The sequence below is a fragment of the Streptomyces sp. MRC013 genome, from assembly GCF_023614235.1.
In the GTDB taxonomy this organism is placed as follows: domain Bacteria; phylum Actinomycetota; class Actinomycetes; order Streptomycetales; family Streptomycetaceae; genus Streptomyces.
On record NZ_CP094264.1, the window covers coordinates 1907942 to 1933285 of the forward strand.

A 25344-nucleotide genomic window follows, 5' to 3' on the forward strand; every position below is an offset into this window, starting at 1 on the left:
GCCCACACTGGGCCAGAATGGGACGGGTGACCGATCTCGCCGCCTTCTCCGCGCTCCTCACCGACGAGGGCCGCGACCTCCTCGCCGGCCTGCGCCACCACGACCCCGCCCAGGAGCTGGCCGTCGCCTCCCGGCTGCGCCGGAGCCACCCCGCGGCGCTGGTGTCGGCGGCGCTCGGCCAGGCGCGGCTGCGCCAGCGGGCGGCGGCGAAGTTCGGCGCCGACGACGCGCACCGGATGTTCTTCACGCCGAACGGCGTCGAGCAGGCCACACGCGCCCCGGTCGCCCGGCACCGGGCCGAGGCCTTCGCCCGGCTCGGCGTGCGGAGCGTCGCGGACCTGTGCTGCGGGATCGGCGGCGACGCGGTGGCGCTGGCCCGCGCGGGCATCGCCGTCCTCGCCGTCGACCGCGACCCGCTCACGGCGGCCGTCGCCCGCGCCAACGCCGAGGCGCTGGGCCTCGCCGACCTGGTCGAGGTGGCCTGCGCCGACGTCACGGAGGTCGACGTGTCCGGGTACGACGCGGTGTTCGCGGACCCGGCGCGCAGGGGCGGGCGGGGCAGGGTCTTCGCCCCGGAGGCGTACTCGCCGCCCCTGTCGTGGGCGGTGGAGGCGGCCCGCCGGGCCCCGTACGCGGCGCTGAAGGTCGCGCCGGGCGTCCCGCACGAGGCGGTGCCGCCGGACGCCGGGGCGGAGTGGGTCTCCGACGGCGGGGACGTGAAGGAGGCCGTGCTGTGGTTCGGCACGGCCCCCGGCTCCGTGCGGGCGACGCTGCTGCCGTCCGGAGCGACCCTGACCGCGTCCGCGACGCCGCCCGCCCCGCCGGTCCGGGGGGTCGGCCGCTACCTGTACGAGCCGGACGGCGCCGTGATCCGGGCGCACCTGGTCGCGGAGGTCGCCGCGCGGCTGGACGGCGGGCTGATCGACCCGACGATCGCGTACGTCACGGCGGACGAGCTGCGCCCGACGCCCTACGCCGCCGCGTACGAGATCACCGACGAGCTGCCGTTCAACCTGAAGCGGCTGAAGGCGCTGCTGCGGGAGCGGGAGGTGGGCGTCCTGACGGTGAAGAAGCGCGGCTCGGCGGTGGAGCCGGAGGAGGTGCGCCGCCGGGTGAAGCCGAAGGGGCCGCACGCGGCGACGGTGTTCCTCACCCGTGTGGCGGGGGCGCCGACGATGCTGGTCGGCCGGCCCGCCGCGGCGCCGGAGGGCCGGGGCTGAGCAGCCGCACGGCCAGCCGGTAGTGGCCGACGGCCTTCGCCGCGCCGACGAGCCCGGTGAGCCACAGCAGGAACCCGGCGCCCATCCCGTACGCCACCTCGGCGTACGTGGTGGTGCCCGGCCGGGCCGACGCGGGCACCGCGACGCAGAGCCCCAGTCCCGCCGCGCACAGGGCGAACGACACGAGCAGCCACACCAGGCTCGCGCCGGGCGCCCGGTGCCGGGCGTCGTGTGCGGGGGCGCGGTCCAGGGCGGCCCACCGGAGGAACAGCCGACGCGCCTCCAGGTCCTGCCGCACGCCCCCGACCTGGAAGTACACGGCGGGGACGAGCGCCCCGGCGCCCAGCCCGGCCAGGGCGAGGGACAAGGCGACGCCGAACACGCCCAGGGCCTCGTCGAACACGACGGCGGCGGCTCCGACCAGCCCCCAGCCGGCCTCCATCAGCAGCAGCCACAGCAGGAACACCGCCAGCCGGCCGCCGCCGAACATCCGCTCGCGCAGCTCGCCCATGGCCCGGTCCCGGTCGGCGAGCGACGCCTCGCGGTCGGGCCAGCAACTCAGGTGCGGGGGTGGCGGAGGCGGCGGCAGGGCACGGCGGTTGGGAGACACGGGGAAAGGCTAGACACCGCCGCCCGGCCGCCCCCGCCCGGTCCCCTGGTCCGGCCCGAAACCGCCCCCGTCACCCCTCCGCGGGGCCGGACCCGACGCCGTGCGAGACGAAGCGCCAGCGGTGGACCGGCCGGGTGAGCAGACCGGCGGGGGGCTCCGGAAACTCCGGGACCACGGCGTCCTCCGGGGCGTCCCACCAGGTCAGGACCAGGACCCGGTCCTGCGTCGCCGTGAACGTCTCGCGCCGCAGCGGTACGGCGGGCAAGCGCTGGGCGCGGGCCCACTCCAGGAGGTCGGCGCCGCGGCCGGGGAGGGCCCGGGCCTCCCACATCAGGGTGAGCGTCACGGGTAGAGGTTCTCCCCACCGGTCTCGTGCAGGTGGTCGTGGCCGTGGCGCCCCGGCACGTGCGGGTCCGTGACCGGCAGCGACGAGTCCGCGGACAGCCCCAGGTCGGAGGCGGGCCGGTTGCGGGCGACCATCTCGGCGCCGAGCGCGGCGACCATCGCGCCGTTGTCGGTGCACAGGCCGGGGCGCGGCACCCGCAGCCGGATGCCGGCGCGTTCGCAGCGCTCCTCCGCCAGGGCCCGCAGCCGGGAGTTGGCGGCGACGCCGCCGCCGATCATCAGATGGTCGACGCCCTGGTCCTTGCAGGCGCGGACGGCCTTGCGGGTCAGCACGTCGACGACGGCCTCCTGGAACGACGCGGCCACGTCCCGTACGGGCACCTCCTCACCGGCGCTCCGCTTCGCCTCGACCCAGCGGGCGACGGCGGTCTTCAGGCCGGAGAAGGAGAAGTCGTACGCCGGGTCGCGCGGCCCGGTCAGTCCGCGCGGGAACGCGATGGCGGCCGGGTCGCCCTCCCTGGCCAACCGGTCGATGACCGGCCCGCCGGGGAAGCCCAGGTCCAGCACGCGGGCGATCTTGTCGAACGCCTCGCCCGCCGCGTCGTCGATGGTGGCGCCCATGGGGCGGACGTCGGAGGTGATGTCGGGGGCGAGGAGCAGCGACGAGTGGCCCCCGCTGACCAGCAGCGCCATCGTCGGCTCGGGCAGCGGGCCGTGCTCCAGCTGGTCGACGCAGATGTGCGAGGCCAGGTGGTTCACCCCGTACAGCGGCTTGCCCAGGGCGTAGGCGTACGCCTTCGCCGCCGAGACGCCGACGAGCAGCGCGCCCGCGAGGCCGGGGCCGGCGGTGACCGCGACGCCGTCGAGGTCGCGCGCGCAGACGCCGGCGTCCTTCAGCGCGCGCTCGACGGTCGGGACCATGGCCTCCAGGTGGGCCCGGGAGGCGATCTCGGGGACGACGCCGCCGAACCGGGCGTGCTCGTCCACGCTCGACGCGACGGCGTTCGCGAGCAGGGTGGTGCCGCGGACGACGCCGACGCCGGTCTCGTCGCAGGAGGTCTCGATACCGAGGACGAGGGGTTCGTCAGCCATGGGTCTCAGCGCTCTCAGTGGTCTCGGTGGTCGGGGCGGTCCCGGCGGTCCCGGCGGTCCCGGCGGTCCCGCGCGTCCCGGCGGGGCCGGTGGGATCGGGGAGGCCGACGGAGTCGGTGGGGCCGGGGAGGCCGGTGGGATCGGCGGGGTCAGTAGGACCGGTGGAGCCGGCAGGACCGGCAGGACCGGGGGCCTCGGCGGCGTCCTGGACGGTCAGCCGCATCACGAGCGCGTCGACGTTCCCCGGCTGGTAGTAGCCGCGGCGGAAGCCGATCGGTTCGAAGCCGAAGCGCTCGTACAGCCGCTGGGCCCGGGTGTTGTCCACCCGCACCTCCAGGAGCACCTCCTCGCACTCGAAGGCGGTGGCGTGGTGGAGCAGCTCGGTCAGCAGGCGGGCGCCGAGCCCGGTGCCCCAGTGGTCGCGGGCGACGGCGATGGTCTGGACGTCGCCGAGCCCACCGGCCGCCGCGAGCCCCGCGTACCCGGCGATCCGCCCGGCGCGCGCGCCGCCCCCGCCGTCGGCCGGCTCCTCCGCGACGACGTACCGCCGGGTCGAGCGCGGGCCGCGCGCGTGGGCCAGCTCGGACCAGAACATCCCCTCCGACCAGGCGTCCTCCGGGAACAGCTCCCGTTCGAGGTCCAGCACCGGTGCGATGTCCCACCAGCGCATCCCGCGCAGCACCGGCCCGGTCACCGTGGCGTGACCACCTTGTAGTTCTTCGGCACCTGGGCGTCGGGGCGGCGCAGGTACATCGGCCGCGGCTCCGGCAGCTCCTCGCCGGCCGCGAGCCGCTCGGCGGCGAGCGCGGCGAGCGCGGCGGCCGACTGGTGCTCGGGGTCGCGGGCGTCCGGGAAGACCTCGCCGTACAGCCGCGCCCCGGCGCCGACCGCCGGGAGGCCGGCCACCCGGTCCGCGATGTCGGCGGGCCGGTCGACGGACGGCTCGGTCGCCCGGGTGCGGTGGTCGTCGTACCGGGCCCAGTAGACCTCCTTGCGCCGCGCGTCGGTCGCCACGACGAACGGCCCGTCGATGCCGGAGGCGTACGCGAGCCCGTCGAGGGTGCACAGCCCGTAGGCGGGGACGCCGAGCGCGGAGGCGAAGGTGGCCGCCGTGACCAGGCCGACCCGCAGCCCGGTGTACGGGCCGGGGCCGACGCCCACGACGACGCCCGTGACGGCGCCGGGCCCCAGGCCCGCCTCGCCCAGGACGCGGTGGACGGCGGGCAGCAGCAGCTCCCCGTGCCGCCTCGCGTCGACCCGGCCCGACCGGGCGACGACGGAGCGCCCGTCGTGGAGGGCGACGGTGACGGCGGGGGTGGCGGTATCCATGGCGAGCAACAGCACGCGAACAGCCTACGGCGCCCGCGGGGCGGGCACGGCGCCCCCGTACCGGCCGGGCGCTGGTGCTACGGTCACACCGGTACGGTCGTACGAGAGGTGGAGCAGCGTGGCAGGGAGCAGCTCGGGATGGGTCGCCGGGCTCACGGCGGCGGCGCTCGCGGCGGTCGGCCTCCTCGCCTACCAGGCGTCGGCCACCGCCCCCGCGGATCTCCGGTCCGGGACGAAGGCGACCGGCTCCGCGTCGCCGTCCGCCTCCGCCGGGCACGCCGGTCCGGGCGCGTCGGGGAAGCCCGCGAAGGACCCCCTGGCCCTGCCGCCGGAGTCCGGTTCGGGCGAGCGCGTGGTGTACGCGCTGGCCGACCGGCGGGTCTGGCTGGTCGACGAGGGCGGCGAGGTCGTCCGTACGTTCCGGGTGACGCCGAGCGCGGTCAGCCCGGCACCCGGCACCTACGCCGTGACGTCCCGGTCGGGCGCGGCCCGCGGGTCCGACGGGGTGCGGGTCGAGCACGTGGTGCGGTTCGCGACGGTGGAGGGGATCACGGTCGGTTTCAGCGCGGCCGTCGACGACTCCACGCCCCGTCCGGACCCGGTCCGCCGTACGGGCGGGGTGCGGATGGCGCGGGCGGACGGCAGCGCGCTGTGGGCGTTCGCCACGATCAACGTGAAGGTCGTCGTCGTCCCCTGACGGGCGCGGGGCCCGTCCGACGGGCGCACGGGCCCGTCCGCCCGGGCCGTGGACGCGCCCCTCGGCCGGGCCGCGCGGCCGCGGTCACGCGGCCCGGGGCGCCTCGTCCCCCTCCGGCCGGGCGGCCCCGTCGGGCTCGCCGCCGGCCGGGGCCGGCTCCCGGGCGGGCGCGGGGTCCGGCGGGGTGGAGACGGCGTTCGCGGCGGCGCAGGAGGCCAGCAGGTCGCGCATGGACACCTCCGACGGCTGCCGCCGTTCCGGCTGCTGCGGCATGGTTGCCTCCTGGCTCCGCTGGCGGGACGGGGGAGTTAGGTAGACCTAACCAGCGTTGGTCTCCATGTGACCACGCCCCGGAGGTGCGGCGCAACAACATGCCGACGTCTTGTCGGAAAGTACGGAGCCCCCGGCGCCCCGGACGGGCCGATCAGTGCGGAACGAGGTCCACGCCCTCCCAGCGCGCCCCCACACCGGTCAGCACCACCTCGCGCCGGTCGTCGTCCGTGGAGCCGACGGCCCGGTGGATCACCACGTGCAACCGGTCGTCGGTCAGCCCCTCGACCTTGCCCTCGCCCCACTCGACCACGACCACCGAGTCGGGCAGGGAGACGTCGAGGTCCAGGTCCTCCATCTCGTCGAGGCCGCCGCCCAGCCGGTACGCGTCGACGTGCACCAGCGCGGGGCCGCCGGTCAGGGAGGGGTGGACGCGGGCGATGACGAACGTCGGGGAGGTGACCGCGCCGCGCACCCCGAGGCCCTCGCCGAGGCCGCGCGTCAGGGTCGTCTTGCCGGCGCCGAGCTCGCCGGTGAGCATCACGAGGTCGCCGGGGCGCAGCAGCCGGGCGAGGGTGCGGCCGAGCTCCTGCATCTCCCCGGGCGAGTGGACGGTGAGGCGGGCGGTGGCGGCGGAGGGACCGGCGGTCCCCGTCGTGTCGGTGTGCGCTGCTTCCATGCCGGCCAACCTAACCGGTGCCGGCCTCGGCCCCCGCCGCGTCCGGGGCGAGCGCGCCGGCCCGGACCAGCAGCCCCAGGAGGCGCGCGGTGACCGTCCGCGGGTGCTCCAGCATCACCAGGTGCCCGGCGTCCGGCACGACGACGAGCTCCGCGTCCGGCAGGAGCGCGGCGATGGCCTCGGTGTGCGACCGGGGCGTGACCACGTCCCTCTCGCCGGCCAGGGCCAGGACCGGGACGTCCGCGTCGGCGAGGACCGTCAGCGCGTCGGCCTTGTCGTGCTCGGCGAACGCCGGGTAGAACTCCGCGACCACGTCGATCGGCGTCGCCTCGATCATCCGCTCCGCGAACCGGGCGAGGACCGGGTCCACCTCCCGCGCCCCGAAGCTGTACCGCCTGACCAGCCCGGCGAACAGGTCGGCCGTGGCCCGGCGCCCCCGCTCCACCAGCTCCGCGCGCGCCCCGAGCGCCCGCAGGACGCCGGGCAGCGCGCGCCGCACGGCCTGGGCGGGTGCCGTGGGCAGGCCGTAGGTGAGCTCCGCCAGCCGCCCCGCGGACGTGCCGACGAACGCCACGCCGGCGACGCGGTCCCGGACGAGCTCCGGGTACTGGTCCACCAGCGCCATGACGGTCATCCCGCCCATGGAGTGCCCGACCAGCACCAGGGGCCCCTCCGGCGCGGCCGCGTCGACGACGGCCTTCAGGTCGCGCCCGAGGCGGTCTATGGAGACGGGCCCGGCGCCCCGCCGGGACCGCCCGTGGCTGCGCTGGTCCCAGTACACGGCGCGCGCCACGCCCCGCAGGGCGGCGCGCTGGAAGTGCCAGGAGTCCTGGCTGAGGCAGTAGCCGTGGCTGAAGACGACGGTGGCGCGCGGGGAGCCGGGCGCCTCCGCGCCGCCGGGGTCCTCGGTCTCGTAGTGGAGGACCGTGCCGTCGTCGGCCACGGCCGTGCCCGGGGTGCCGCGCAGGGTGCCGTACGGGGCGGAGGCGTCCAGGGCGAGGCGGGCCTCGCGGCGGACGCCCCGGCCCACGGTGAGCCGCTCCAGGGCGACCCCCGCGGCCGCGCTCGCCGCGACCACGCCGAGGGCCGCGCCCGCGAACCCGGCGCGCCGCCGCCAGCCCCCGGCGGCGGCCCGGCCGCCCGCCTCCACGAGGGCCGCGCCGGCCGCCGGGGCGGCGCCCGCCCCCGTACCCGTACCGGCCTCCGTCACGGCTCCCCCACTACCCCCGCTCGTCCAGGTGGACACGCGGCACGCGCGCGCCGACGCGCGTGACGATCTCGTACGCGATGGTCCCGGCCGCCCGCGCCCAGTCCTCGGCGGTGGGCTCGCCGTCGTCGCCGGGCCCGAACAGCACCGCGCGGGCGCCCGGCTCGACCGTGTCGTCGCCCAGGTCCACGACGAACTGGTCCATCGCGACCCGGCCGGCCACGGTCCGCACCGCCCCGCCCAGCAGCACCGGGCCGCGGCCGGAGGCGTGGCGGGGGACGCCGTCGGCGTAGCCGAGCGGGACGAGGGCGAGGTTGGTCTCGCGGTCGGTGACGTAGTGGTGGCCGTAGCTGACGCCCAGGCCCGGCGGCGCCTGCTTCACGCACGCCACGCCGGCGCTCAGCCGCATCACGGGCCGCAGCCCGAAGTCGGCGGGGGTGCCCACCTCGGGGCCGGGCGAGATGCCGTACATCGCCACGCCGGTGCGGACGAGGTCGAAGTGGGCCTCGGGGAGGGTGAGGGTGGCGGGCGAGTTGGCCATGTGCCGCACCTCGGGCTCGGCGCCGGCCTTCTCCGCGTACTCCAGCATGGAGTGGAAGCGCGCCAGCTGGGCGCCGATCGAGGGGTGGCCGGGCTCGTCGGCGCAGGCGAAGTGGGACCACAGGCCGGTGATCCGGAGGTGGCCGTCGGCCTGTGCGTCCAGGGCCTCGCCGACGAGGCGGGGCCAGTCGCCGGCCAGGCAGCCGTTGCGGCCGAGGCCCGTGTCGGCCTTGAGCTGGACGCGGGCGGGCCGGCCGGCGGCGCGCGCCGCCGAGACGACCTCGCCGAGGGCCCACGGCCCGCTGACGGTGATGTCCACGTCGGCCTCGACGGCGGCGCGGAACGGCCCGCCGGGCGTCCACAGCCAGCACAGGACCGGGGCGTCGATCCCCGCGGCACGCAGCGCGAGCGCCTCGTGCGGCGTGGCCGTGCCGAGCCAGGCGGCGCCCGCGTCGAGCGCGGCGCGGGCGCACGGCACGGCGCCGTGCCCGTACGCGTCCGCCTTCACGACCGCCATGACCCGGGCGCCGCCCGGCTCGACCCGCGCCCGCAGCGCGCGGACGTTCGCGCGGAGCGCGGCGAGGTCGATCTCGGCGCGGGCGCGGGTGTCGGGGATCTCGGCCTCTCGGGTGGCGCGGGGCTGCGGTGTCGTACTCATCGCGCCCAGTGTCTCAGGTGCGCCCCGGAACCCAGGGCTCCACATCCCCCTGACGACCCCCTCAACCCCACGCGGCACATCCTCCGGGCCGTGGCCGGGCTGTACGACCGGGCGCGCGGGCCGCCGGCGGACCGGCTCATGAGGCTGATGGCGGAGTGTGCCCGGCTTCCTCGCCTCGATGGCCGAGTACCTGGGACCAAACGCCCCCGCACCTGGCAGGAGCTGCACCGCGTGGCCGCGACGCCGGTGCGCGCCTACGCGGGCGGCGCGCTGCCGAAGCCGAGGACCGCATCGCACACGCGAGGACGGCCGCCGACCGGTTGGGCGAGTACGTCGGGCCCCCGGTCTACGACCGGCATTCGCTCACGTTCTCACCCGGCAACGTCCGGATTCACGCGATCAGCGTCGCACTGGAGATGCGCGAGCAGCGCAAGGCCCTGGCCATAAACCGGCGCATTCCCCGCGATCTGGTCGCAGGACTTCCCAACTCCCGTCAGGGACACCATCACATGGACCTCGCCCGGGCATGGCTGTGGGACGGGAACCGCGACAAGGCGTGGAAGGAACTGGAGACGGCCGAACGCGTCGCGCCGCAACTCATCCGCAACCATCCCATCGCCCGGTCAACCCTGCGCAGCATCGTCTACGCCGAGCGAACGGCCACCCGCGAGAAGCTGCGCCGCATGTCGGACCGCTTTCACCTCGACGGATGAGGGTGGTATTCCTCCGGTTCATATCCGGCCCGTAGGCCGCTCCTAGCTTCGGGGTATGGCCGAACAGACCTCCAAGCAACCTTCCACGCGTGGCACCGGGTCAGGCACGGGCGCCCCGTTCCACCCCCGACTCGGTGACCTCGCCCTCGACCTCGCAAAGGGCGGTGAGATCGGGGTCGTGGTCGAGCTGCCGAGCGACGGCGTGAAGTCGTACCACCTGCGGTTGCCCGGTGGCGGGGGTGACTGGCGCGCAAGAGCGGACGGGACCACTCCGCGCCCCGTCGGCGTGCCGATCACGCACGTGACCCCCGACGACGCGACGCGGTGTACGACGCTCGGGCACAACGGGCCGTTCTACCGGTCACGATGCGCCATGAGGACGGGAGCACCTCCGAGTCGCTGCTCATCCTCACCCCGGCGCAAGTCGAGCTGTATCACCTGCAGCTCGAGCGGCTCATCGAGCGCCGCGAGAAGGCGCGGGAGCACCAACGGTGAGCGGGAGGGACAGCTCTCACTCGCCAAGGTGGTCACCGTGCCCCGGGGACGGCATCCGGGAGCGCTCCCCCTCAAGTGGCCCGGGCACGCTGTCGTGCCCGGGCCGGGACGCGCCCTTGCCGGAAGGAGAACGGCCGTGACCACCTCTTCGCCTCCTCACCGCACGCCGGGTGCCGGCGGACCTGTCCACCCGGCCCCCGAGCCCCGGCCGGCGCCCCCGGTCGGGCCCTGCGGCTGCGGGCGGCCGACGGCTGGGAGAGGTTCATGCGCCGCGCCGAGGCCGAGGACCAGAGGGAGACCGAAACGTGAACCCGGTCGGCGCCGACGGCCACGAGAGGCATCCGCTCCTGAACACGAAGGTCCGCGACGTCGCGTCGCGTGGGGAGGGCGTGCTGACAGCCGTCACCCACGAACTCCACCACGACGGCCGCGTGGTCCGTGTCGCCCACATCCGGCCCGCGAGCGGCGTCGAGTGGAGCACCGCAGCCGACAACGTCCAGCCCGCTGATTCACACCACTCCGCCCGGAAAGAGAGGAGCGCCGTGCCCGGCACCACACGGCTCGCGACCGTCCCGCGTTCGGTGATCACGAACCGGCCGAGCCGGGACGACTGGAAGAACGAGTAGCCGACACACCGTCCGGGGCGGCCCAGCCAGCCGGGCGGGGCCGCCCCGGTACCACGATGAGGAGCACCAGCATGGCCACCCGTACCTTCGGCCACGTCACCGTCACCCTCCCCGAGTTGGACGAGCCGGGCCTGTACCTGGCGAACGTCGTGACCCTGGACAGCCCGCACGGCATCGTCCGGGACTTCGCGTACTCGGACGCCGACTTGCGCTCGCTCGAACTCGCCGACACCCGGCTCATCACCGGCCGCGTGTCCGGCGTCCGCTCGAAGCGTGTCGCATTCGAAGCCGTGAGCCTGCACGGCGTCGAGATCGTCGGCAGCGATCTCGGTTCCGTCCGCTGGAGCGGCGGCAAGTTGACCCGCGTCGTCCTGAGGGACTGCAGGCTGACGGGTGCCGCGCCGCCCGGCACGCTGCCTTCCCTGGTCTGACCCCGCAGGGTCCCGTAAGGGCGGGGCCCCCGGCAGGTCGGGGCTCGCCCCTACGGCTGGGCGTACGGGTCCGGGTCGCCGGTGACGCGGTCGAGGCCCGCGAGGAAGCGGCGCTGCTCCTCCCGCCAGTGGACGAAGCGGACCGGCGGGTCGTGCCAGAAGACCAGGCTGACCGGCGGGTCGTCGTACTCGTCGGCCAGCAGCCGGTGCAGGAACCCCGCCATGCCGTAGGGGTGGACGGCGAACGTCGGCGAGGTGTGGCGTCCGCACACGACGACCGGCCAGCGGTCGGGGTCCGGGTCGACGGTGAGCCAGCACAGGATGTCCGGCCCGGCCGTGGTGCCCCAGGCGAGGAGGTCCTCCGGATCGGCGTCCAGCGCGTCCCGGCCGCCCAGCGACCGCCGGGCGTACCGGACGTTCGCGGTCTCCTCGGCGAGGTCGGCGGGCGGCCAGCAGGGGCCCTCCTGCGGCAGCGGGAGCAGTACCGTGGCCTCGCCGTTGATGGACCCGCCGCCGTAGCGGGCCATGAAGTCCCGGTAGTCGGCGGGGAACCGGACGCCCCACCGCTCCTCGGCGGCCGCCCAGTCGATGCGTTCGTCCGCCCCGTGGTCCGACGGCATGATGCGCGCCAGCGCGGCGACGTGCGGGTGCTCCCCCACGATCCCTCCCACCCCTGAGAACGAGCAGATCCTACGGCCCGTCGGCCGGCGCGCGGCCCCACCCCCGTGCGCCCGCGGCGCCCCGGTCCGCGGCCTCCCGCGCCACCACGTCCCGCCACGCCCCCGGCAGCGCCTCCGCCACCTCGTGGGCCGTCAGCGGCGCGGCCGCGGCGACGGGAGCGGCCCCCTCCCCGTGCGCCCCCGAAGCGGCGCGGCGGGCCGCCAGGCCGTGCAGGTACGCGCCCGCCGAGGCGGCGTCCCGCGGGGCCAGTCCCGCCGCCAGGAGCGAACCGGTCAGGCCGGACAGGACGTCCCCGCTGCCCGCCGTCGCCAGCCACGGCGTGCCCGTCGGGTTGACCCGCACCGGGACCTCCGCCGCCGGGTCGGCGACCAGCGTCGTGGAGCCCTTCAGCAGCACCGTCGCCCCGTACCGCCCGGCCAGTTCGCGCACCGCCTCCAGCCGCCGCGCCTCCACGTCCCCGCGGCCGGTGCCCAGCAGGGCCGCCGCCTCGCCCGCGTGCGGGGTCAGCACGGTCGGCGCGGTACGGGCCCGCACCGCCGCCGGGTCCAGGAGGCGCAGCCCGTCCGCGTCGACCAGCACCGGCACGTCCGAGGCCAGGGCGTCCTGCACGCCCGGCGTGTCCGCCAGCCCCGGCCCGACCACCCACGCCTGGACCCGCCCCGCCCCGCCCGGCGGCCCCGGGTGGACCAGCGTCTCCGGGTACCGGGCCAGCACGGCGCCGCCCGCCGGCCCCACGTACCGCACCGCCCCGGCGCCGCCGCACAGCGCTCCGGCGACGGCCAGCACGGCGGCGCCCGGGTAGCGCGCCGACCCGGCGACGACGCCCACGACCCCGCGCCGGTACTTGTCGCTCTCCGCCGTCGGCACCGGCAGCAGCCGCGCCACGTCGGCGTGCTGGAGCGCCTCCAGGTCGGGCGGCGGCAGCAGGTCGCCCAGCCCGATGTCGACGAGCCGCACCGCGCCCGCGTACTCCCGCGCCGGGTCGACCAGCAGCCCCGGCTTGTACGCCCCGAAGGTCACCGTCGCGTCCGCCCGCACCGCCTCCCCGTCGACGGCGCCGGTGTCCGCGTCGACGCCGCTCGGCAGGTCCACGGCGACCACCACCGCCCCGGAGTCCCGCGCGGCCCGCACGACCGGTACCGCGTCCGGGCGCAGCCCGCCCCGCCCGCCGATCCCGGTGATGCCGTCCAGGACCAGGTCGGCGCGGGCCAGCGCGGCGGACGGGTCGCCCGCGAGGCGCCCGCCGGCCCGCACCAGCGCGTCGAGCCCGCCCCCGTGGACCCGCGCGCCCAGCGCCACCGCCGTCACCCGGGCCCCGCGCCGGGCGAGCCGCGCCCCGGCGTACAGGGCGTCACCGCCGTTGTCCCCGCCGCCGACGAGGAGGACGACCCGCGCCCCGTACACCCGCCGCAGCAGTCCCGCGCAGGCGGCGGCCAGTCCGGCCGCCGCCCGCTGCATCAGTGCCCCCTCCGGGAGCCGGGTCGTCAGCGCGGCCTCGGCGGCCCGCACGGTTCGAACGCTGTACGCGGTACGCATGGGCTCAACCTTCGGCGATCACCACGGCGGACGCCACCCCCGCGTCGTGGCTGAGCGACACGTGCCAGTGCCGCACTCCCAGTTCGGCGGCGCGGGCGGCGACCGTGCCGCACACCCGCAGCCGGGGCCGCCCGCTCTCCTCCACGTACACCTCCGCGTCCGTCCAGTGCAGCCCCGGCGGCGCGCCGAGCGCCTTGGCCACGGCCTCCTTCGCGGCGAACCGCGCGGCGAGCGAGGCGACCCCCCGCCGCTCGCCGCTCGGCAGGTACAGCTCCCGCTCCAGGAACAGCCGGTCGGCGAGCTGCGGGGTGCGCTCCAGCGCCTCCGCGAACCGGTCGATCTCGGCGACGTCGATCCCCACCCCGACGATCATTCGACGGTGACCGACTTGGCGAGGTTGCGCGGCTGGTCGACCTCGTTGCCCCGGGCGGTCGCGAGCTCGCAGGCGAAGACCTGCAGCGGCACGGTGGCCACGAGCGGCTGGAGGAGCGTCGGCGTGGCCGGGACGCGGATCAGGTGGTCCGCGTACGGCACGACCGCCTCGTCGCCCTCCTCCGCGATGACGACGGTGCGGGCCCCGCGCGCCCGGATCTCCTGGATGTTCGAGACGATCTTGTCGTGGAGGACGGACCGCCCGCGCGGCGACGGCACCACCACGACGACCGGCAGGCCCTCCTCGACGAGCGCGATCGGCCCGTGCTTCAGCTCGCCGGCGGCGAACCCCTCGGCGTGCATGTACGCCAGCTCCTTCAGCTTCAGCGCGCCCTCCAGGGCCACCGGGTGGCCGACGTGCCGGCCGAGGAACAGCACCGTGTCGTGGCCGGCGAGGGATCGGGCCAGCTCCCGCACCGGCTCCATGGTCTCCAGGACCCGCTCCACGTCCTCCGCGATCCGCGCGAGGTCCCGGATGACGGCGCGGACCTCGTCGCCCCACTGGGTGCCGCGCACCTGCCCCAGGTACAGCGCGACCAGGTAGCAGGCGACGAGCTGGGTCAGGAACGCCTTGGTGGACGCGACGGCGACCTCCGGCCCGGCGTGCGTGTAGAGCACGGCGTCGGACTCCCGGGGGATGGTGGAGCCGTTGGTGTTGCAGATGGCCAGCACGCGGGCGCCCTGCTCGCGGGCGTGCCGCAGCGCCATGAGGGTGTCCATCGTCTCGCCGGACTGGGAGATCGCGACGACCAGCGTCCGCTGGTCGAGGATCGGGTCGCGGTAGCGGAACTCGCTGGCCAGTTCGACCTCGCAGGGGATGCGGGTCCAGTGCTCGATGGCGTACTTGGCGATGAGACCGGCGTGGAAGGCGGTGCCGCACGCGACGATGACCACCTTCGTGGCCTCCCGCAGCGCGGCGGCGGGGATGCGCACCTCGTCGAGGGTCAGCGACCCCTCGGCGTCGATCCGGCCGAGCAGCGTGTCCGCGACGGCCTTCGGCTGCTCGGCGATCTCCTTGAGCATGAAGGAGGCGTAGCCGCCCTTCTCGGCGGCGGACGCGTCCCAGTCCACGTGGTACGGGCGCACGTCGGCGGGTGCCCCGTCGAAGTCGGTGACGACGGCGCCGTCCCGGCGCAGCTCGACGACCTGGTCCTGGCCCAGCTCGATCGCGGACCGGGTGTGCTCGATGAACGCGGCCACGTCGGAGGCGAGGAACGACTCGCCCTCCCCGACGCCGACGACCAGCGGGGAGTTGCGGCGGGCGCCGACGACCACGTCCGGCTCGTCGGCGTGGACGGCGACGAGCGTGAACGCGCCCTGGAGGCGCCGGCACACCTGCCGCATCGCCTCGGGGAGGTCGGCGGTGGACGAGTGGGCCTCCGCGAGGAGGTGCGCGACGACCTCGGTGTCGGTCTCGGAGGCGAGGTGGTGGCCGCGCTCGGCGAGTTCGGCGCGCAGGGCGGCGAAGTTCTCGATGATGCCGTTGTGGACGACGGCGACGCGGCCCGCGTTGTCGAGGTGCGGGTGCGCGTTGGCGTCGGTCGGGCCGCCGTGGGTGGCCCACCGGGTGTGCCCGATCCCGGTGGAGCCGGCCGGCAGGGGCCGGGTGGCCAGTTCCTTGTCGAGGTTGACGAGCTTGCCCGCCTTCTTGGCGGCGGCGAGGCCCCCGTCGGCGAGCACGGCGACCCCGGCCGAGTCGTACCCCCGGTACTCCAGCCGCCTCAGCCCCGCGATGACGACATCAAGCGCCGACTGCCCGCCGACGTATCCCACGATTCCGCACATGGACCGCAGCCTACGGCCCCGGCCGCCGCACACCCCGTCACACCCGCCCGGCCCGCCGTGGCCCGGCCCCGTCGGCGCAGGCCCCGCCCCGTCCCCCGCGCGGCGGGCTCAAGCCCCGTAGTGGTACCGGGCCAGGGCGATCTCGACGCGGTCGTCGTGCGCGCGGTACACGAGGCGGTGCTCGTCGGTGATGCGGCGCGACCACCAACCGGACAAATTGCCCTTGAGCGGTTCGGGCTTGCCCATGCCCTCGAACGGTGTGCGCTCGATGTCCTTGATGAGGCGGTTGGTCTTCTTGAGGATCTTCGGGTCGGCGGTCGCCCAGTGCGCGTACTGCTCCCAGGCCGTGGAGGAGAACAGCTTCTTCACTCGTCGCCCCCCGTGTCCACGAGGTCCCCGATCTGCCCCTCCCCCGCGTCCAGTTCCGCGATGGAGTCCATCAGCACGCGGGCGTTGGCCGGTGAGCGGAGCAGGTAGGCGGTCTCCTGCCACCCCCGGAAGTCGTCCTCGGCGATCAGGTAGGCGTTCCCTTTGCGGGAGGTGATGTGCACCGGCTCGTGGTCGTTGTTGACCTTCTCTATCAGCGGGAACAGCTCGTCCCGGGCCTTGCTGGCGCTGATCGACATGCCCAACCCCCCTCCCGGAGTCGTACGACTTTTCCGTACGGTACGACTTCACCGTACCATTCACCGTCCGCCGGGCATGAGCCTCCTTCCACCCACGTGACCGAGCCCACCCCCCACGGCGCGGCCGCACGGCCGACAATGGCCGTGTGATCACTTCGCCGCCACGAAGCAGCACACCCCCGCCCGGAATCCCCCCGGGCGCGTCCCGGCGTTCCGAGTCGACGCCGTACGTCGACCTGACCCGGGACGAGTGGAGCGCGCTGCGGGACAAGACGCCCCTGCCGCTCACCGCCGAGGAGGTGGAGCGGCTGCGCGGCCTCGGCGACGTCATCGACCTCGACGAGGTCCGCGACGTCTACCTGCCGCTCTCCCGGCTCCTCAACCTCTACGTGGGTGCCTCCGCGAACCTGCGCGGGGCGCTCAACACGTTCCTGGGCGAGAAGGGCGTCCAGCGCGGCACCCCGTTCGTCATAGGCGTCGCCGGGTCCGTCGCCGTCGGCAAGTCGACCGTGGCCCGCCTCCTCCAGGCGCTGCTGGCCCGCTGGCCGGAGCACCCGCGCGTCGAGCTGGTCACGACCGACGGCTTCCTGCTGCCGATGAAGGAGCTCCAAGCACGCGGCCTGACCTCCCGCAAGGGGTTCCCCGAGTCGTACGACCGCCGGGCGCTCACCCGGTTCGTCGCCGACATCAAGGCCGGCAAGGAGGAGGTGACCGCCCCGGTCTACTCGCACCTGATCTACGACATCGTGCCCGGCGGGATCCTCACCGTGCGCCGCCCGGACATCCTCATCGTCGAGGGCCTCAACGTCCTCCAGCCGGCCCTGCCCGGCAAGGACGGCCGCACCCGGGTGGGCCTCGCCGACTACTTCGACTTCTCCGTGTACGTGGACGCCCGGCCCGAGGACATCGAGCGCTGGTACCTGAACCGCTTCCGCCGGCTGCGGGAGACCGCCTTCCAGGACCCGTCCTCGTACTTCCGCAGGTACACCCAGGTCAGCGAGGAGGAGGCACTGGAGTACGCCCGTACGACGTGGCGGACGGTCAACAAGGTCAACCTCCTGGAGAACGTCGCCCCCACCCGCGGCCGCGCCAACCTCGTCGTCCGCAAGGGGCCCGACCACAAGGTCCAGCGGCTCTCCCTGCGCAAGCTCTGAGGCCGGTGCGCGGACGGCCCGTACGGGAACCCCCTCCCGGACGGCCCGCGCGGAGACGGAAGGCGCCCCGCACGGTCCGGAACCGTGCGGGGCGCCTGCGCGTGCGGGGGGTCAGCCCAGCGTCGCCTTGACCGCGTCGGCCAGCCGGCCCGCGACCGACCGGGCCTGTTCGATGTCCGCGGCCTCGACCATGACCCGGACGAGGGGCTCCGTGCCGGACGGGCGCAGCAGCACGCGGCCGGTGGTGCCCAGCGCCCGCTCGGCGTCCGCGACGGCGACGCCCAGCTCGGCGGAGGTCCGCACGCGGCTCTTGTCGACGTCCTTGACGTTGATCAGGACCTGCGGGAGCCGTTCCATGACGCCGGCCAGCTCGGCCAGCCGCCGCCCGGTCGCCGCGACGCGCGCCGCCAGCAGCAGGCCGGTCAGGGTGCCGTCGCCGGTCGTGGCGTGGTCCAGGACGATGACGTGCCCGGACTGCTCGCCGCCCAGCGCGTAACCGCGTTCCTTCATCTCCTCCAGGACGTAGCGGTCGCCGACCGCGGTCTGGACGAGGCGCAGGCCCTCGCGCTCCATGGCCAGCTTGAAGCCCAGGTTGGACATGACCGTCGCGACGACGGCGTCACCGCGCAGCGTTCCCGCCTCGCGCATGGCGAGGGCGAGGACGGCGAGGATCTGGTCGCCGTCGACCTCGGCGCCGGTGTGGTCGACGGCCAGGCAGCGGTCGGCGTCGCCGTCGTGGGCGATGCCCAGGTCGGCGCCGTGTTCGAGGACGGCGGCCCTCAGCATGTCGAGGTGGGTGGAGCCGCAGCCGTCGTTGATGTTGAGGCCGTCCGGGGCGGCGCCGATGGTGACGACCTCGGCCCCGGCCCGGGTGAAGGCGTCGGGCGACACCCGCGACGCGGCGCCGTGCGCCTCGTCGAGGACGACCTTCAGGCCGTCGAGCCGGTTGGGCAGGGCGGACAGCAGGTGGGCGACGTAGTCCTCGGCGCCCTGCCCGTACTCCCTGACCCGGCCCACGCCGGCGCCGGTCGGCCGGTCCCACGGCTCGCCGGTGCGGTGCTGCTCGTAGACCTTCTCGATGCGGTCCTCCAGCTCGTCCGCCAGCTTGTGGCCGCCGCGCGCGAAGAACTTGACGCCGTTGTCGGGCATGGCGTTGTGGGACGCGGACAGCATCACGCCGAGGTCGGCGCCGAGGGACCCGGTCAGGTACGCGACGGCGGGCGTCGGCAGGACGCCCACGCGCAGCACGTCCACCCCGGCGCTGGCGAGGCCCGCCACGACGGCGGCCTCCAGGAACTCCCCCGACGCGCGCGGGTCCCGCCCGACCACCGCGGTGGGCCGGTGGCCCTCGAAGGTTCCCGCCTCGGCGAGCACGTGGGCCGCCGCCACGGACAGGCCGAGCGCGAGCTCCGCCGTCAGATCCGCGTTGGCGACGCCGCGCACGCCGTCCGTGCCGAAGAGTCGTCCCACAACCGTCCTCCGAAAGACTTGCCTATGGACCAAGGAGAAACGTACGCCCCGGCGGCACGGGAGTGCCGCCGGGGCGTACGTACGAGCAGACCGAGCAGGCGCGGTGTTTAGCGCTTGCTGTACTGCGGCGCCTTGCGGGCCTTCTTCAGACCGGCCTTCTTCCGCTCGACCGCGCGGTCGTCGCGGCTCAGGAAGCCGGCCTTCTTCAGCGGGCCGCGGTTGTTGTCCACGTCCGCCTCGTTCAGGGCGCGGGCCACGCCGAGGCGCAGGGCGCCGGCCTGGCCGGAGACGCCGCCGCCCGCGATGCGGGCGATGACGTCGTAGCGGCCCTCGAGCTCGAGCACCTTGAAGGGCTCGTTGACTTCCTGCTGGTGCACCTTGTTCGGGAAGTAGTCCTCGAGGGTGCGACCGTTGATCTTCCACTTGCCGGTGCCCGGGACGATCCGGACGCGGGCGATGGCGTTCTTGCGGCGGCCCAGGCCGGCGGCCGGCTGCGGCTCGCCGAAGCGGGAGGCCAGGGACTCCGAGGTGTACTCGCCCTCGACGGGGGCCTCGGACTCGAAGGTGGTGACCTCGGCGTAGGTCTCCTCGCCCTCGACGGGGTTCTCAACAGTGGTCTCGGCCACGATGCTCCTCAGATTCTCTTCGTCTTGGGGGTGGCCGGACTTACTGCGCGACCTGGGTGATCTCGAACGGAACCGGCTGCTGGGCAGCGTGGGGGTGGTTCTCGCCCGCGTAGACCTTCAGCTTCGAGAGCATCTGACGGCCGAGGGAGTTCTTCGGGAGCATGCCCTTGACGGCCTTCTCCACGGCCTTCTCGGGGTTGTTCGCGAGGAGGTCGTCGTAGCGGACGGAACGCAGACCGCCCGGGTAGCCGGAGTGGCGGTACGCCATCTTCTGGGTCCGCTTGTTGCCGGACAGGTGCACCTTGTCGGCGTTGATGATGATGACGAAGTCACCAGCGTCGACGTGCGGCGCGTAGATCGGCTTGTGCTTGCCCCGGAGGAGCGTGGCGGCGGTGGTGGCCAGGCGGCCCAGGACGACGTCCTGGGCGTCAATGACGTGCCACTGGCGAGTGATATCGCCGGGCTTGGGGCTGTACGTACGCACGGTCGTAGCCTTCGCTTCTTCAGTGAGTGGGTCCTGTCAAGGCCACCACGGACGATCACGACAGCCATGACCACACGTCGGTGACGCAAACCGAGTGCAGGTCGCTGGTCATCGGCCCGGTGGACCGGCGTAACGGCCTCTCACGTGAGATCGAGCAAGCCAGTACGCATAACGAACCAGAAGAATACGCGCCGCCCCGCGTACGGGTCAAAACGATGCCCGTCGAGACCCGCCGGAAGCCCCCGGGAGAGCGGCGGATCCGGCGGGCCGCGCCTACCGCCCGCGCTCCACCCGCCGCTCGTCCCACACCGGCTCCGCCGTCTCCCGCACGACGCCGTCCGACCCGAAGACCAGGTACCGGTCGAAGGACCGCGCGAACCAGCGGTCGTGCGTCACGGCCAGCACCGTCCCCTCGTACGCCTCCAGCCCGGCCTGCAGGGCCTCCGCGGACTCCAGGTCCAGGTTGTCCGTCGGCTCGTCCAGCAGCAGCGCCGTCGACCCCGACAGCTCCAGCAGCAGGATCTGGAACCGCGCCTGCTGCCCGCCCGACAGCCGCCCGAACGTCTGGTCGCCCTGCTTCTCCAGCTCGTAGCGGCGCAGCACCGACATGGCGCCGCCGCGGTCCCTGGAGTGCTCGGTCCACAGGATGTCCACCAGGGTCCGGTGCTCCGGTTCGGAAGGCGCGCTGTCGACGCGGAGCGCCGTCGATGAGGGGTGGCGGTCGGGTGACGGGAGGGCGTGGGTCTGCGCGAAGTGGCCGGGTACGACCCGGGCGCCCAGTTTCCACGCGCCCGTGTGCGCGACCGACGGGTCACCCGCCAACAGCCGCAGGAAGTGCGACTTGCCGGAGCCGTTCGAGCCCAGGACGGCGACCCGCTCCCCGTAGAAGACCTCCAGGTCGAACGGTTTCATCAGCCCGGTCAGCTCCAGCCCGCGGCACTCCACCGCCCGCACCCCGGTCCGGCCGCCCCGCAGCCGCATCCGGATGTCCTGCTCGCGCGGCGGCTCCGGCGGCGGCCCGGCCTCCTCGAACTTCCGCAACCGGGTCTGCGCGGCCTGGTAGCGGGAGGCCAGCCCGTCGTTGTAGGCGGCCTTGTTCCTCAGGGTGTTGACCAGCTGCTTGAGCTGCGCGTGCTTCTCCTCCCAGCGCCGCTGCAGCTCCTCGAAGCGCGCGAACCGCTCCCGCCGCGCCTCGTGGAACGTGGCGAAGCCGCCGCCGTGCACCCACACGTCCGCCCCGGCGGGGCCCGGCTCCACCGCGACGATCTTCTGCGCGGCCCGCGCCAGCAGCTCCCGGTCGTGCGAGACGAACAGCACCGTCTTGCGGGTCTCGCCGAGCCGCTCCTCCAGCCACCGCTTGCCCGGCACGTCGAGGTAGTTGTCCGGCTCGTCCAGCAGCAGCACCTCGTCGGGGCCGCGCAGCAGCGCCTCCAGCACCAGCCGCTTCTGCTCGCCGCCGCTGAGCGTGCGCACCTCGCGGAACTGCGCCCGGTCGTACGGGACGCCCAGCGCCGCCGTGGTGCACATGTCCCACAGCGTCTCCGCCTCGTAGCCGCGCGCCTCCGCCCAGTCGCTGAGCGCCTGCGCGTACCGCAGCTGCGCGGCCTCGTCGTCGACGGTCACGATCAGGTGCTCGGCCTCGTCGACCGCGGCCGCCGCCTCCCGGATGCGCGGCGGCGCCACCGACACCAGCAGGTCCCGCACGGTGCGCTCGTCCCGCACGGATCCCACGAACTGCGGCATCACCCCGAGCCCGCCGCTCACCGCGACCGTCCCGCCGTGCGGCTGCGCCTCCCCCGCGACCAGCCTCAGCAGCGTCGTCTTGCCCGCGCCGTTCGGTCCGACGAGCGCGACGACGGCCCCCTCCCCGACCCGGAACGACACGTCGCCGAGCAGCGCCCGCCCGTCCGGCAGGAAGTACTCGAGATGCGCGACCTCCACATGTCCCATGGGTCGCATTCTGACCGCCGGACGTGCCCGCGCCCAACCGGATTAGGATGCGCGGCATGAGCTTTGGGGGACCGCAGTGGCCGCAGGAGCCGCACCGGCCGGGCGACGGCGCCGGCCACGACCCGTACGGGGGGCGCCGGCAGTACGGGGACGGGCCGCAGGGCGCGCCGCACGGACAGCAGCAGTACGGCGCGCAGCCCCACGGGCAGCAGCCGCCCGCCTCCCCGTTCGGTGCCGGGGGCGACGGCACTCCGGACTGGAGCGCGCTCGCCGAGGCCTCCGAGGCCCGGCAGCGCCGTAGGCGCTGGCTCCTGGCGGGCGGCGGCGTCCTCGCCACGGCCGCGATCGCCACCGTCGTCGCCGTCGCGGTCGTCTCCGGCGGCAAGGACGCCCCCGGACCGGTCGGCGGTGCGGCGGGCGGCTCCACCACCGCGCTCCCCGACGGCGCCGAGCTGCCGACCGAGGGGACGGGCCCGCAGCCGTCGTTCTCCTCCGTCGCCCCGCCGCCACCGCCGGACCCGATGGACTTCATCTCCACCGCCGCCAAGGACAGGGCCCCCTGGACGCGGAGGGCCTGTTCCCCGGCGGGAAGCTCACCTTCGGCGACCGCGTGTACACCAAGGGCGCCACCGGCTCCACCGCGGACTGCGCGTCCGCCGGCAAGGACGGGCTCGGCTCCGTCCTGGAGAAGCACGGCTGCACCCGCGTCATCCGCGCCACGTACACCCGCGACGGAGTCGCCGTCACCGTCGGCGTCGCCCTCTTCGCCGACCGGTCCGCGGCGCTGGGGGCGAAGGAGGACGCCCGCGGCGGCGTCACCCCGCTCGCCGGCGGCGGCGTCGGCGACTTCTGCCGGGCCACCGTCTGCCTGCGCCGCTCCAACGCGCTGGGCCGCTACGCGTACTTCACGCAGGCCGGCTTCACCGACGGCAGGAAGGTCACCCAGTCCGACACGGCCGTCTTCAGGAGCAGTGACGACCTGGGCCGGTTCACCTTCAACCAGATCTACGCCCGCGGTCGCGCCCAGGCGTCAGCAGCAGCCGCCGCGCCCGCCGGCGGGTAGGGACCGCCGATTGCGGGCCTCCCGGTTGCGGGCGGCCAGCAGCTCGTCCGCCGGGTAGCCGACCTCCTCCAGGGTGAGCCCGTGGGGCCGTACGACGTGCACCGCCGAGTCCCGCACCCCGGCGGCCAGCACCTTCGCCGGCCAGTCCACCGGGCGGTGCCCGTCGCCGACGAACAGCATCGCGCCGACCAGCGAGCGCACCATGTTGTGGCAGAACGCGTCGGCCCGCACGGTCGCCTCCAGCACCCCGTTCGGCAGCCGCTCCCAGCGCAGCTCCTGCAGGGTGCGGATGGTGGTCGCCCCGTCCCGCTTCTTGCAGTACGCGGCGAAGTCGTGCTCGCCCAGCAGCCGCTCGGCGGCCGCGTTCATGGCGTCCGCGTCCAGCGGCCAGTCGTGCCAGAGGACGTGCCCGCGCAGCAGCGGGTCGACGCCGCCGGGATCGTCGGTGACGCGGTAGGCGTAGCGGCGCCAGATCGCGGAGAACCGCGCGTCGAAGCCGGCGGGCGCCTCCCCGACGCGCCGGATCCGCACGTCGTGCGCGAGCCGCCCGGCCAGCCGCCGCAGCAGCTTGTCCCGGTGCTCGGCCCACACCTCCCCGGGCAGGTCGACGTGGGCGACCTGGCCGCGGGCGTGCACCCCGGCGTCGGTGCGTCCGGCGACGGTCAGCTCGTACGTCCGGGTGGACCGCGTGACGGTCCGCAGGGCGTCCTCGATCTCCCCCTGGACGGTGCGCCGTCCGCCGGCCTGCTTGGCCCACCCGTGGAAGTCCCTGCCGTCGTACGACAGGTCCAGCCGTACCCGTACGAACCCGGGCTCCACCTCATCGCTCACGCGAACGATCCTCTCAAACCTGGGACAACACGGGACGGGCCCGCCCCCGCAGGGGCGGACCCGTCCGTCAACCGTGGCCGTCGGAACGCTCAGGCGTCCTTCGACTCCTCGGCCGGAGCCTCGGCGGCGTCGTCGGCCCCGGTCTCCTCGACCTTGGCCTCGTCCGCCTCCTTCACCGCGCGCTTGGTCGCGGCCTCGGCCTCGGCGACGGTCGCCTTCTTGGCGATCTCGCCCTCGACCAGCTCGATGACCGCCATCGGGGCGTTGTCGCCACGACGGTTGCCGATCTTGGTGATGCGGGTGTAGCCACCCGGACGCTCGGCGTAGCGCGGGGCGATCTCGGTGAAGAGCGTGTGGACGATGCCCTTGTCCGTGATCGTCTGCAGCACCAGGCGACGGTTGTGGATGTCGCCCTTCTTCGCCTTGGTGATCAGGCGCTCGGCGACCGGACGCAGGCGGCGGGCCTTGGCCTCGGTCGTGGTGATGCGGCCGTGCTCGAAGAGGGACTTCGCGAGGTTCGCGAGGAGCAGCTTCTCGTGCGCGGCGCTGCCGCCCAGACGGGCACCCTTGGCGGGCTTCGGCATGGTGTTTCTCCTTGTGATCTGCACCGGCCGTGTCAGGTACCGGTGTCAGGGCCCCGCGGGCGGGCGCCCGCGGGCAGGTATCAGTACTGCTCGGTCTCGACGAAACCCGCGTCCGCGTCGTCGTCGGCGCCGAAGGCGTCGGCGGCGGCGGTCGGGTCGAATCCGGGCGGGCTGTCCTTGAGGGCCAGGCCCATGCCGGCCAGCTTCGCCTTGACCTCGTCGATCGACTTCGCACCGAAGTTGCGGATGTCGAGCAGGTCGGCCTCGGAGCGGGCGACGAGCTCACCCACGGAGTGGATGCCCTCGCGCTTGAGGCAGTTGTAGGAGCGGACCGTGAGCTCCAGCTCCTCGATCGGCAGCGCCAGGTCGGCGGCGAGGGCAGCGTCCGTCGGGGACGGGCCCATGTCGATGCCCTCGGCGTCGATGTTCAGCTCGCGGGCGAGACCGAACAGCTCGACCAGGGTCTTGCCGGCGGACGCCATGGCGTCGCGCGGGCGCATGGCCTGCTTGGTCTCGACGTCGACGATGAGCTTGTCGAAGTCGGTGCGCTGCTCGACTCGGGTCGCCTCGACCTTGTAGGTGACCTTGAGGACCGGCGAGTAGATGGAGTCGACCGGGATGCGGCCGATCTCCTGGCCGACCTGCTTGTTCTGCACGGCGGAGACGTAGCCGCGGCCGCGCTCGACGGTCAGCTCCATCTCCAGCTTGCCCTTGCCGTTGAGCGTGGCGAGCACCAGGTCGGGGTTGTGGACCTCGACGCCGGCCGGCGGGGCGATGTCGGCGGCGGTCACCAGGCCCGGGCCCTGCTTGCGCAGGTACATGACGACGGGCTCGTCGTGCTCGCTGGACACGACCAGCTGCTTGATGTTGAGGATGAGGTCGGTGACGTCCTCCTTGACGCCCGGCACGGTGGTGAACTCGTGCAGGACCCCGTCGATGCGGATGGACGTGACGGCCGCACCCGGGATCGAGGAGAGAAGCGTACGGCGGAGGCTGTTGCCGAGCGTGTAGCCGAAGCCCGGCTCCAGCGGCTCGATGACGAACCGCGAGCGGTACTCGTCGACGACCTCTTCGGTCAGCGAGGGGCGCTGAGCGATCAGCATGGTGTTTTCCTTCAGTCGTGGACGCCCGCTATTTGACGTCCTCGGATACGGCAAGGGTACGGGCGGAAGGACCCGGAGGGGTCCTTCCGCCCGAACACGTCGACCGC

At 74.6% G+C, this 25344-nt stretch carries 27 protein-coding genes and 3 pseudogenes; 8 read left to right on the forward strand and 22 right to left on the reverse strand.

What is annotated here, in order from left to right; genetic code table 11:
* Positions 1-17 precede the first annotated feature (17 nt).
* The gene (locus tag LUW75_RS08445) at positions 18-1220 is read left to right on the forward strand and encodes a class I SAM-dependent methyltransferase (RefSeq protein ID WP_250335067.1); all 1203 of its coding nucleotides are present in this window, start codon (positions 18-20) and stop codon (positions 1218-1220) included.
* Here the strand turns inward: LUW75_RS08445 and LUW75_RS08450 are convergent.
* From LUW75_RS08450 to tsaB, 5 genes and pseudogenes are all read right to left on the reverse strand, one after another.
* The gene (locus LUW75_RS08450; RefSeq protein WP_250335068.1) at positions 1150-1830 is read right to left on the reverse strand and encodes a hypothetical protein; all 681 of its coding nucleotides are present in this window, start codon (positions 1828-1830) and stop codon (positions 1150-1152) included. The genes LUW75_RS08445 and LUW75_RS08450 overlap by 71 nt on opposite strands.
* Before the next feature lie 70 nt (positions 1831-1900).
* Complete coding sequence (locus tag LUW75_RS08455; RefSeq protein ID WP_250335069.1) at positions 1901-2176, reverse strand: hypothetical protein; 276 nt, start codon at positions 2174-2176, stop codon at positions 1901-1903.
* Positions 2173-3267, reverse strand: a complete 1095-nt coding sequence (gene tsaD / locus LUW75_RS08460; protein WP_250335070.1) for a tRNA (adenosine(37)-N6)-threonylcarbamoyltransferase complex transferase subunit TsaD — start codon at positions 3265-3267, stop codon at positions 2173-2175. Before tsaD ends, LUW75_RS08455 begins: the two co-directional genes overlap by 4 nt.
* Before the next feature lie 187 nt (positions 3268-3454).
* A pseudogene (gene rimI, locus LUW75_RS08465) lies at positions 3455-3937 on the reverse strand (ribosomal protein S18-alanine N-acetyltransferase); the annotation flags it as partial.
* 20 nt (positions 3938-3957) lie between these two features.
* Positions 3958-4611, reverse strand: a complete 654-nt coding sequence (tsaB, locus tag LUW75_RS08470; protein ID WP_250335071.1) for a tRNA (adenosine(37)-N6)-threonylcarbamoyltransferase complex dimerization subunit type 1 TsaB — start codon at positions 4609-4611, stop codon at positions 3958-3960.
* Between the two features lie 103 nt (positions 4612-4714).
* Here tsaB and LUW75_RS08475 point away from each other — a divergent pair, with 103 nt between their 5' ends.
* Positions 4715-5293 (forward strand): L,D-transpeptidase, encoded by a 579-nt coding sequence (locus LUW75_RS08475; RefSeq protein WP_250335072.1) that lies wholly within the window; start codon positions 4715-4717, stop codon positions 5291-5293.
* Positions 5294-5377: 84 nt separating this feature from the next.
* Here the strand turns inward: LUW75_RS08475 and LUW75_RS08480 are convergent, their stop codons facing one another.
* The 4 genes from LUW75_RS08480 to alr all read right to left on the reverse strand — a co-directional run bounded on the left by LUW75_RS08480 (position 5378) and on the right by alr (position 8647).
* Positions 5378-5566, reverse strand: coding sequence for a hypothetical protein (locus LUW75_RS08480; protein WP_250335073.1), 189 nt, complete (start codon positions 5564-5566; stop codon positions 5378-5380).
* 151 nt (positions 5567-5717) lie between these two features.
* Entirely contained in the window at positions 5718-6242 is a 525-nt protein-coding gene (gene tsaE, locus LUW75_RS08485) for a tRNA (adenosine(37)-N6)-threonylcarbamoyltransferase complex ATPase subunit type 1 TsaE (RefSeq protein ID WP_250335074.1), read from the reverse strand.
* 10 nt (positions 6243-6252) lie between these two features.
* Entirely contained in the window at positions 6253-7452 is a 1200-nt protein-coding gene (locus LUW75_RS08490) for an alpha/beta fold hydrolase (protein ID WP_462933708.1), read from the reverse strand.
* Between the two features lie 10 nt (positions 7453-7462).
* Complete coding sequence (alr, locus tag LUW75_RS08495; protein WP_250335075.1) at positions 7463-8647, reverse strand: alanine racemase; 1185 nt, start codon at positions 8645-8647, stop codon at positions 7463-7465.
* Positions 8648-8904: 257 nt separating this feature from the next.
* Between alr and LUW75_RS08500 the strand changes: the two are divergent.
* The 4 genes and pseudogenes from LUW75_RS08500 to LUW75_RS08510 form a co-directional block, all read left to right on the forward strand.
* Positions 8905-9360, forward strand: a pseudogene (locus LUW75_RS08500) (helix-turn-helix domain-containing protein); the annotation flags it as partial.
* Positions 9361-9726: 366 nt separating this feature from the next.
* Positions 9727-9855 (forward strand): hypothetical protein, encoded by a 129-nt coding sequence (locus LUW75_RS24315; RefSeq protein ID WP_284453820.1) that lies wholly within the window; start codon positions 9727-9729, stop codon positions 9853-9855.
* Positions 9856-10160: 305 nt separating this feature from the next.
* Positions 10161-10481 (forward strand): hypothetical protein, encoded by a 321-nt coding sequence (locus LUW75_RS08505; RefSeq protein ID WP_250335076.1) that lies wholly within the window; start codon positions 10161-10163, stop codon positions 10479-10481.
* 71 nt (positions 10482-10552) lie between these two features.
* Complete coding sequence (locus tag LUW75_RS08510; protein ID WP_250335077.1) at positions 10553-10912, forward strand: pentapeptide repeat-containing protein; 360 nt, start codon at positions 10553-10555, stop codon at positions 10910-10912.
* A 50-nt stretch (positions 10913-10962) separates the two neighbouring features.
* On the opposite strand, the gene LUW75_RS08515 is transcribed toward LUW75_RS08510, so the two are convergent.
* The 6 genes from LUW75_RS08515 to LUW75_RS08540 all read right to left on the reverse strand — a co-directional run bounded on the left by LUW75_RS08515 (position 10963) and on the right by LUW75_RS08540 (position 15972).
* Complete coding sequence (locus tag LUW75_RS08515) at positions 10963-11571, reverse strand: SMI1/KNR4 family protein (RefSeq protein WP_250335078.1); 609 nt, start codon at positions 11569-11571, stop codon at positions 10963-10965.
* A 31-nt stretch (positions 11572-11602) separates the two neighbouring features.
* Positions 11603-13129: an NAD(P)H-hydrate dehydratase gene (locus LUW75_RS08520; protein WP_250335079.1), complete on the reverse strand. Its 1527-nt coding sequence runs from the start codon at positions 13127-13129 to the stop codon at positions 11603-11605.
* Between the two features lie 4 nt (positions 13130-13133).
* A complete protein-coding gene (locus LUW75_RS08525; protein ID WP_250335080.1) occupies positions 13134-13502 on the reverse strand; it encodes a holo-ACP synthase in 369 nt (122 codons plus the stop codon).
* Positions 13499-15346: a glutamine--fructose-6-phosphate transaminase (isomerizing) gene (gene glmS / locus LUW75_RS08530; RefSeq protein ID WP_250335081.1), complete on the reverse strand. Its 1848-nt coding sequence runs from the start codon at positions 15344-15346 to the stop codon at positions 13499-13501. The genes LUW75_RS08525 and glmS overlap by 4 nt, the downstream gene beginning before the upstream one ends.
* Before the next feature lie 108 nt (positions 15347-15454).
* Positions 15455-15715 carry a Txe/YoeB family addiction module toxin gene (locus tag LUW75_RS08535; RefSeq protein ID WP_250335082.1) on the reverse strand — a complete coding sequence of 87 codons (261 nt, stop codon included), beginning with the start codon at positions 15713-15715 and terminating at the stop codon, positions 15455-15457.
* A complete protein-coding gene (locus LUW75_RS08540; RefSeq protein ID WP_250335083.1) occupies positions 15712-15972 on the reverse strand; it encodes a type II toxin-antitoxin system Phd/YefM family antitoxin in 261 nt (86 codons plus the stop codon). The genes LUW75_RS08535 and LUW75_RS08540 overlap by 4 nt, the downstream gene beginning before the upstream one ends.
* A gap of 146 nt (positions 15973-16118) precedes the next feature.
* Between LUW75_RS08540 and coaA the strand changes: the two genes are divergently transcribed.
* Entirely contained in the window at positions 16119-17126 is a 1008-nt protein-coding gene (gene coaA / locus LUW75_RS08545) for a type I pantothenate kinase (protein WP_462933709.1), read from the forward strand.
* A gap of 111 nt (positions 17127-17237) precedes the next feature.
* On the opposite strand, the gene glmM is transcribed toward coaA, so the two are convergent.
* From glmM to LUW75_RS08565, 4 genes are all read right to left on the reverse strand, one after another.
* Positions 17238-18596 carry a phosphoglucosamine mutase gene (gene glmM / locus LUW75_RS08550; RefSeq protein ID WP_250335084.1) on the reverse strand — a complete coding sequence of 453 codons (1359 nt, stop codon included), beginning with the start codon at positions 18594-18596 and terminating at the stop codon, positions 17238-17240.
* A 107-nt stretch (positions 18597-18703) separates the two neighbouring features.
* A complete protein-coding gene (gene rpsI / locus LUW75_RS08555; RefSeq protein WP_250335085.1) occupies positions 18704-19222 on the reverse strand; it encodes a 30S ribosomal protein S9 in 519 nt (172 codons plus the stop codon).
* Between the two features lie 40 nt (positions 19223-19262).
* The gene (rplM, locus tag LUW75_RS08560; protein ID WP_010476323.1) at positions 19263-19706 is read right to left on the reverse strand and encodes a 50S ribosomal protein L13; all 444 of its coding nucleotides are present in this window, start codon (positions 19704-19706) and stop codon (positions 19263-19265) included.
* 273 nt (positions 19707-19979) lie between these two features.
* Positions 19980-21656, reverse strand: coding sequence for an ABC-F family ATP-binding cassette domain-containing protein (locus LUW75_RS08565; protein ID WP_250335086.1), 1677 nt, complete (start codon positions 21654-21656; stop codon positions 19980-19982).
* A 56-nt stretch (positions 21657-21712) separates the two neighbouring features.
* Between LUW75_RS08565 and LUW75_RS08570 the strand changes: the two are divergent.
* Positions 21713-22719: pseudogene (locus LUW75_RS08570) on the forward strand (hypothetical protein).
* Here LUW75_RS08570 and truA read toward each other — a convergent pair.
* The 3 genes from truA to LUW75_RS08585 all read right to left on the reverse strand — a co-directional run bounded on the left by truA (position 22687) and on the right by LUW75_RS08585 (position 25237).
* On the reverse strand, positions 22687-23550 hold the full coding sequence (truA, locus tag LUW75_RS08575) for a tRNA pseudouridine(38-40) synthase TruA (RefSeq protein WP_250335087.1): 864 nt from the start codon (positions 23548-23550) through the stop codon (positions 22687-22689). The pseudogene LUW75_RS08570 and the gene truA overlap by 33 nt on opposite strands.
* An 89-nt stretch (positions 23551-23639) precedes the next feature.
* Positions 23640-24134 (reverse strand): 50S ribosomal protein L17, encoded by a 495-nt coding sequence (gene rplQ, locus LUW75_RS08580; protein ID WP_250335088.1) that lies wholly within the window; start codon positions 24132-24134, stop codon positions 23640-23642.
* 80 nt (positions 24135-24214) lie between these two features.
* On the reverse strand, positions 24215-25237 hold the full coding sequence (locus LUW75_RS08585; RefSeq protein WP_003956430.1) for a DNA-directed RNA polymerase subunit alpha: 1023 nt from the start codon (positions 25235-25237) through the stop codon (positions 24215-24217).
* Between the last annotated feature and the right edge of the window lie 107 nt (positions 25238-25344).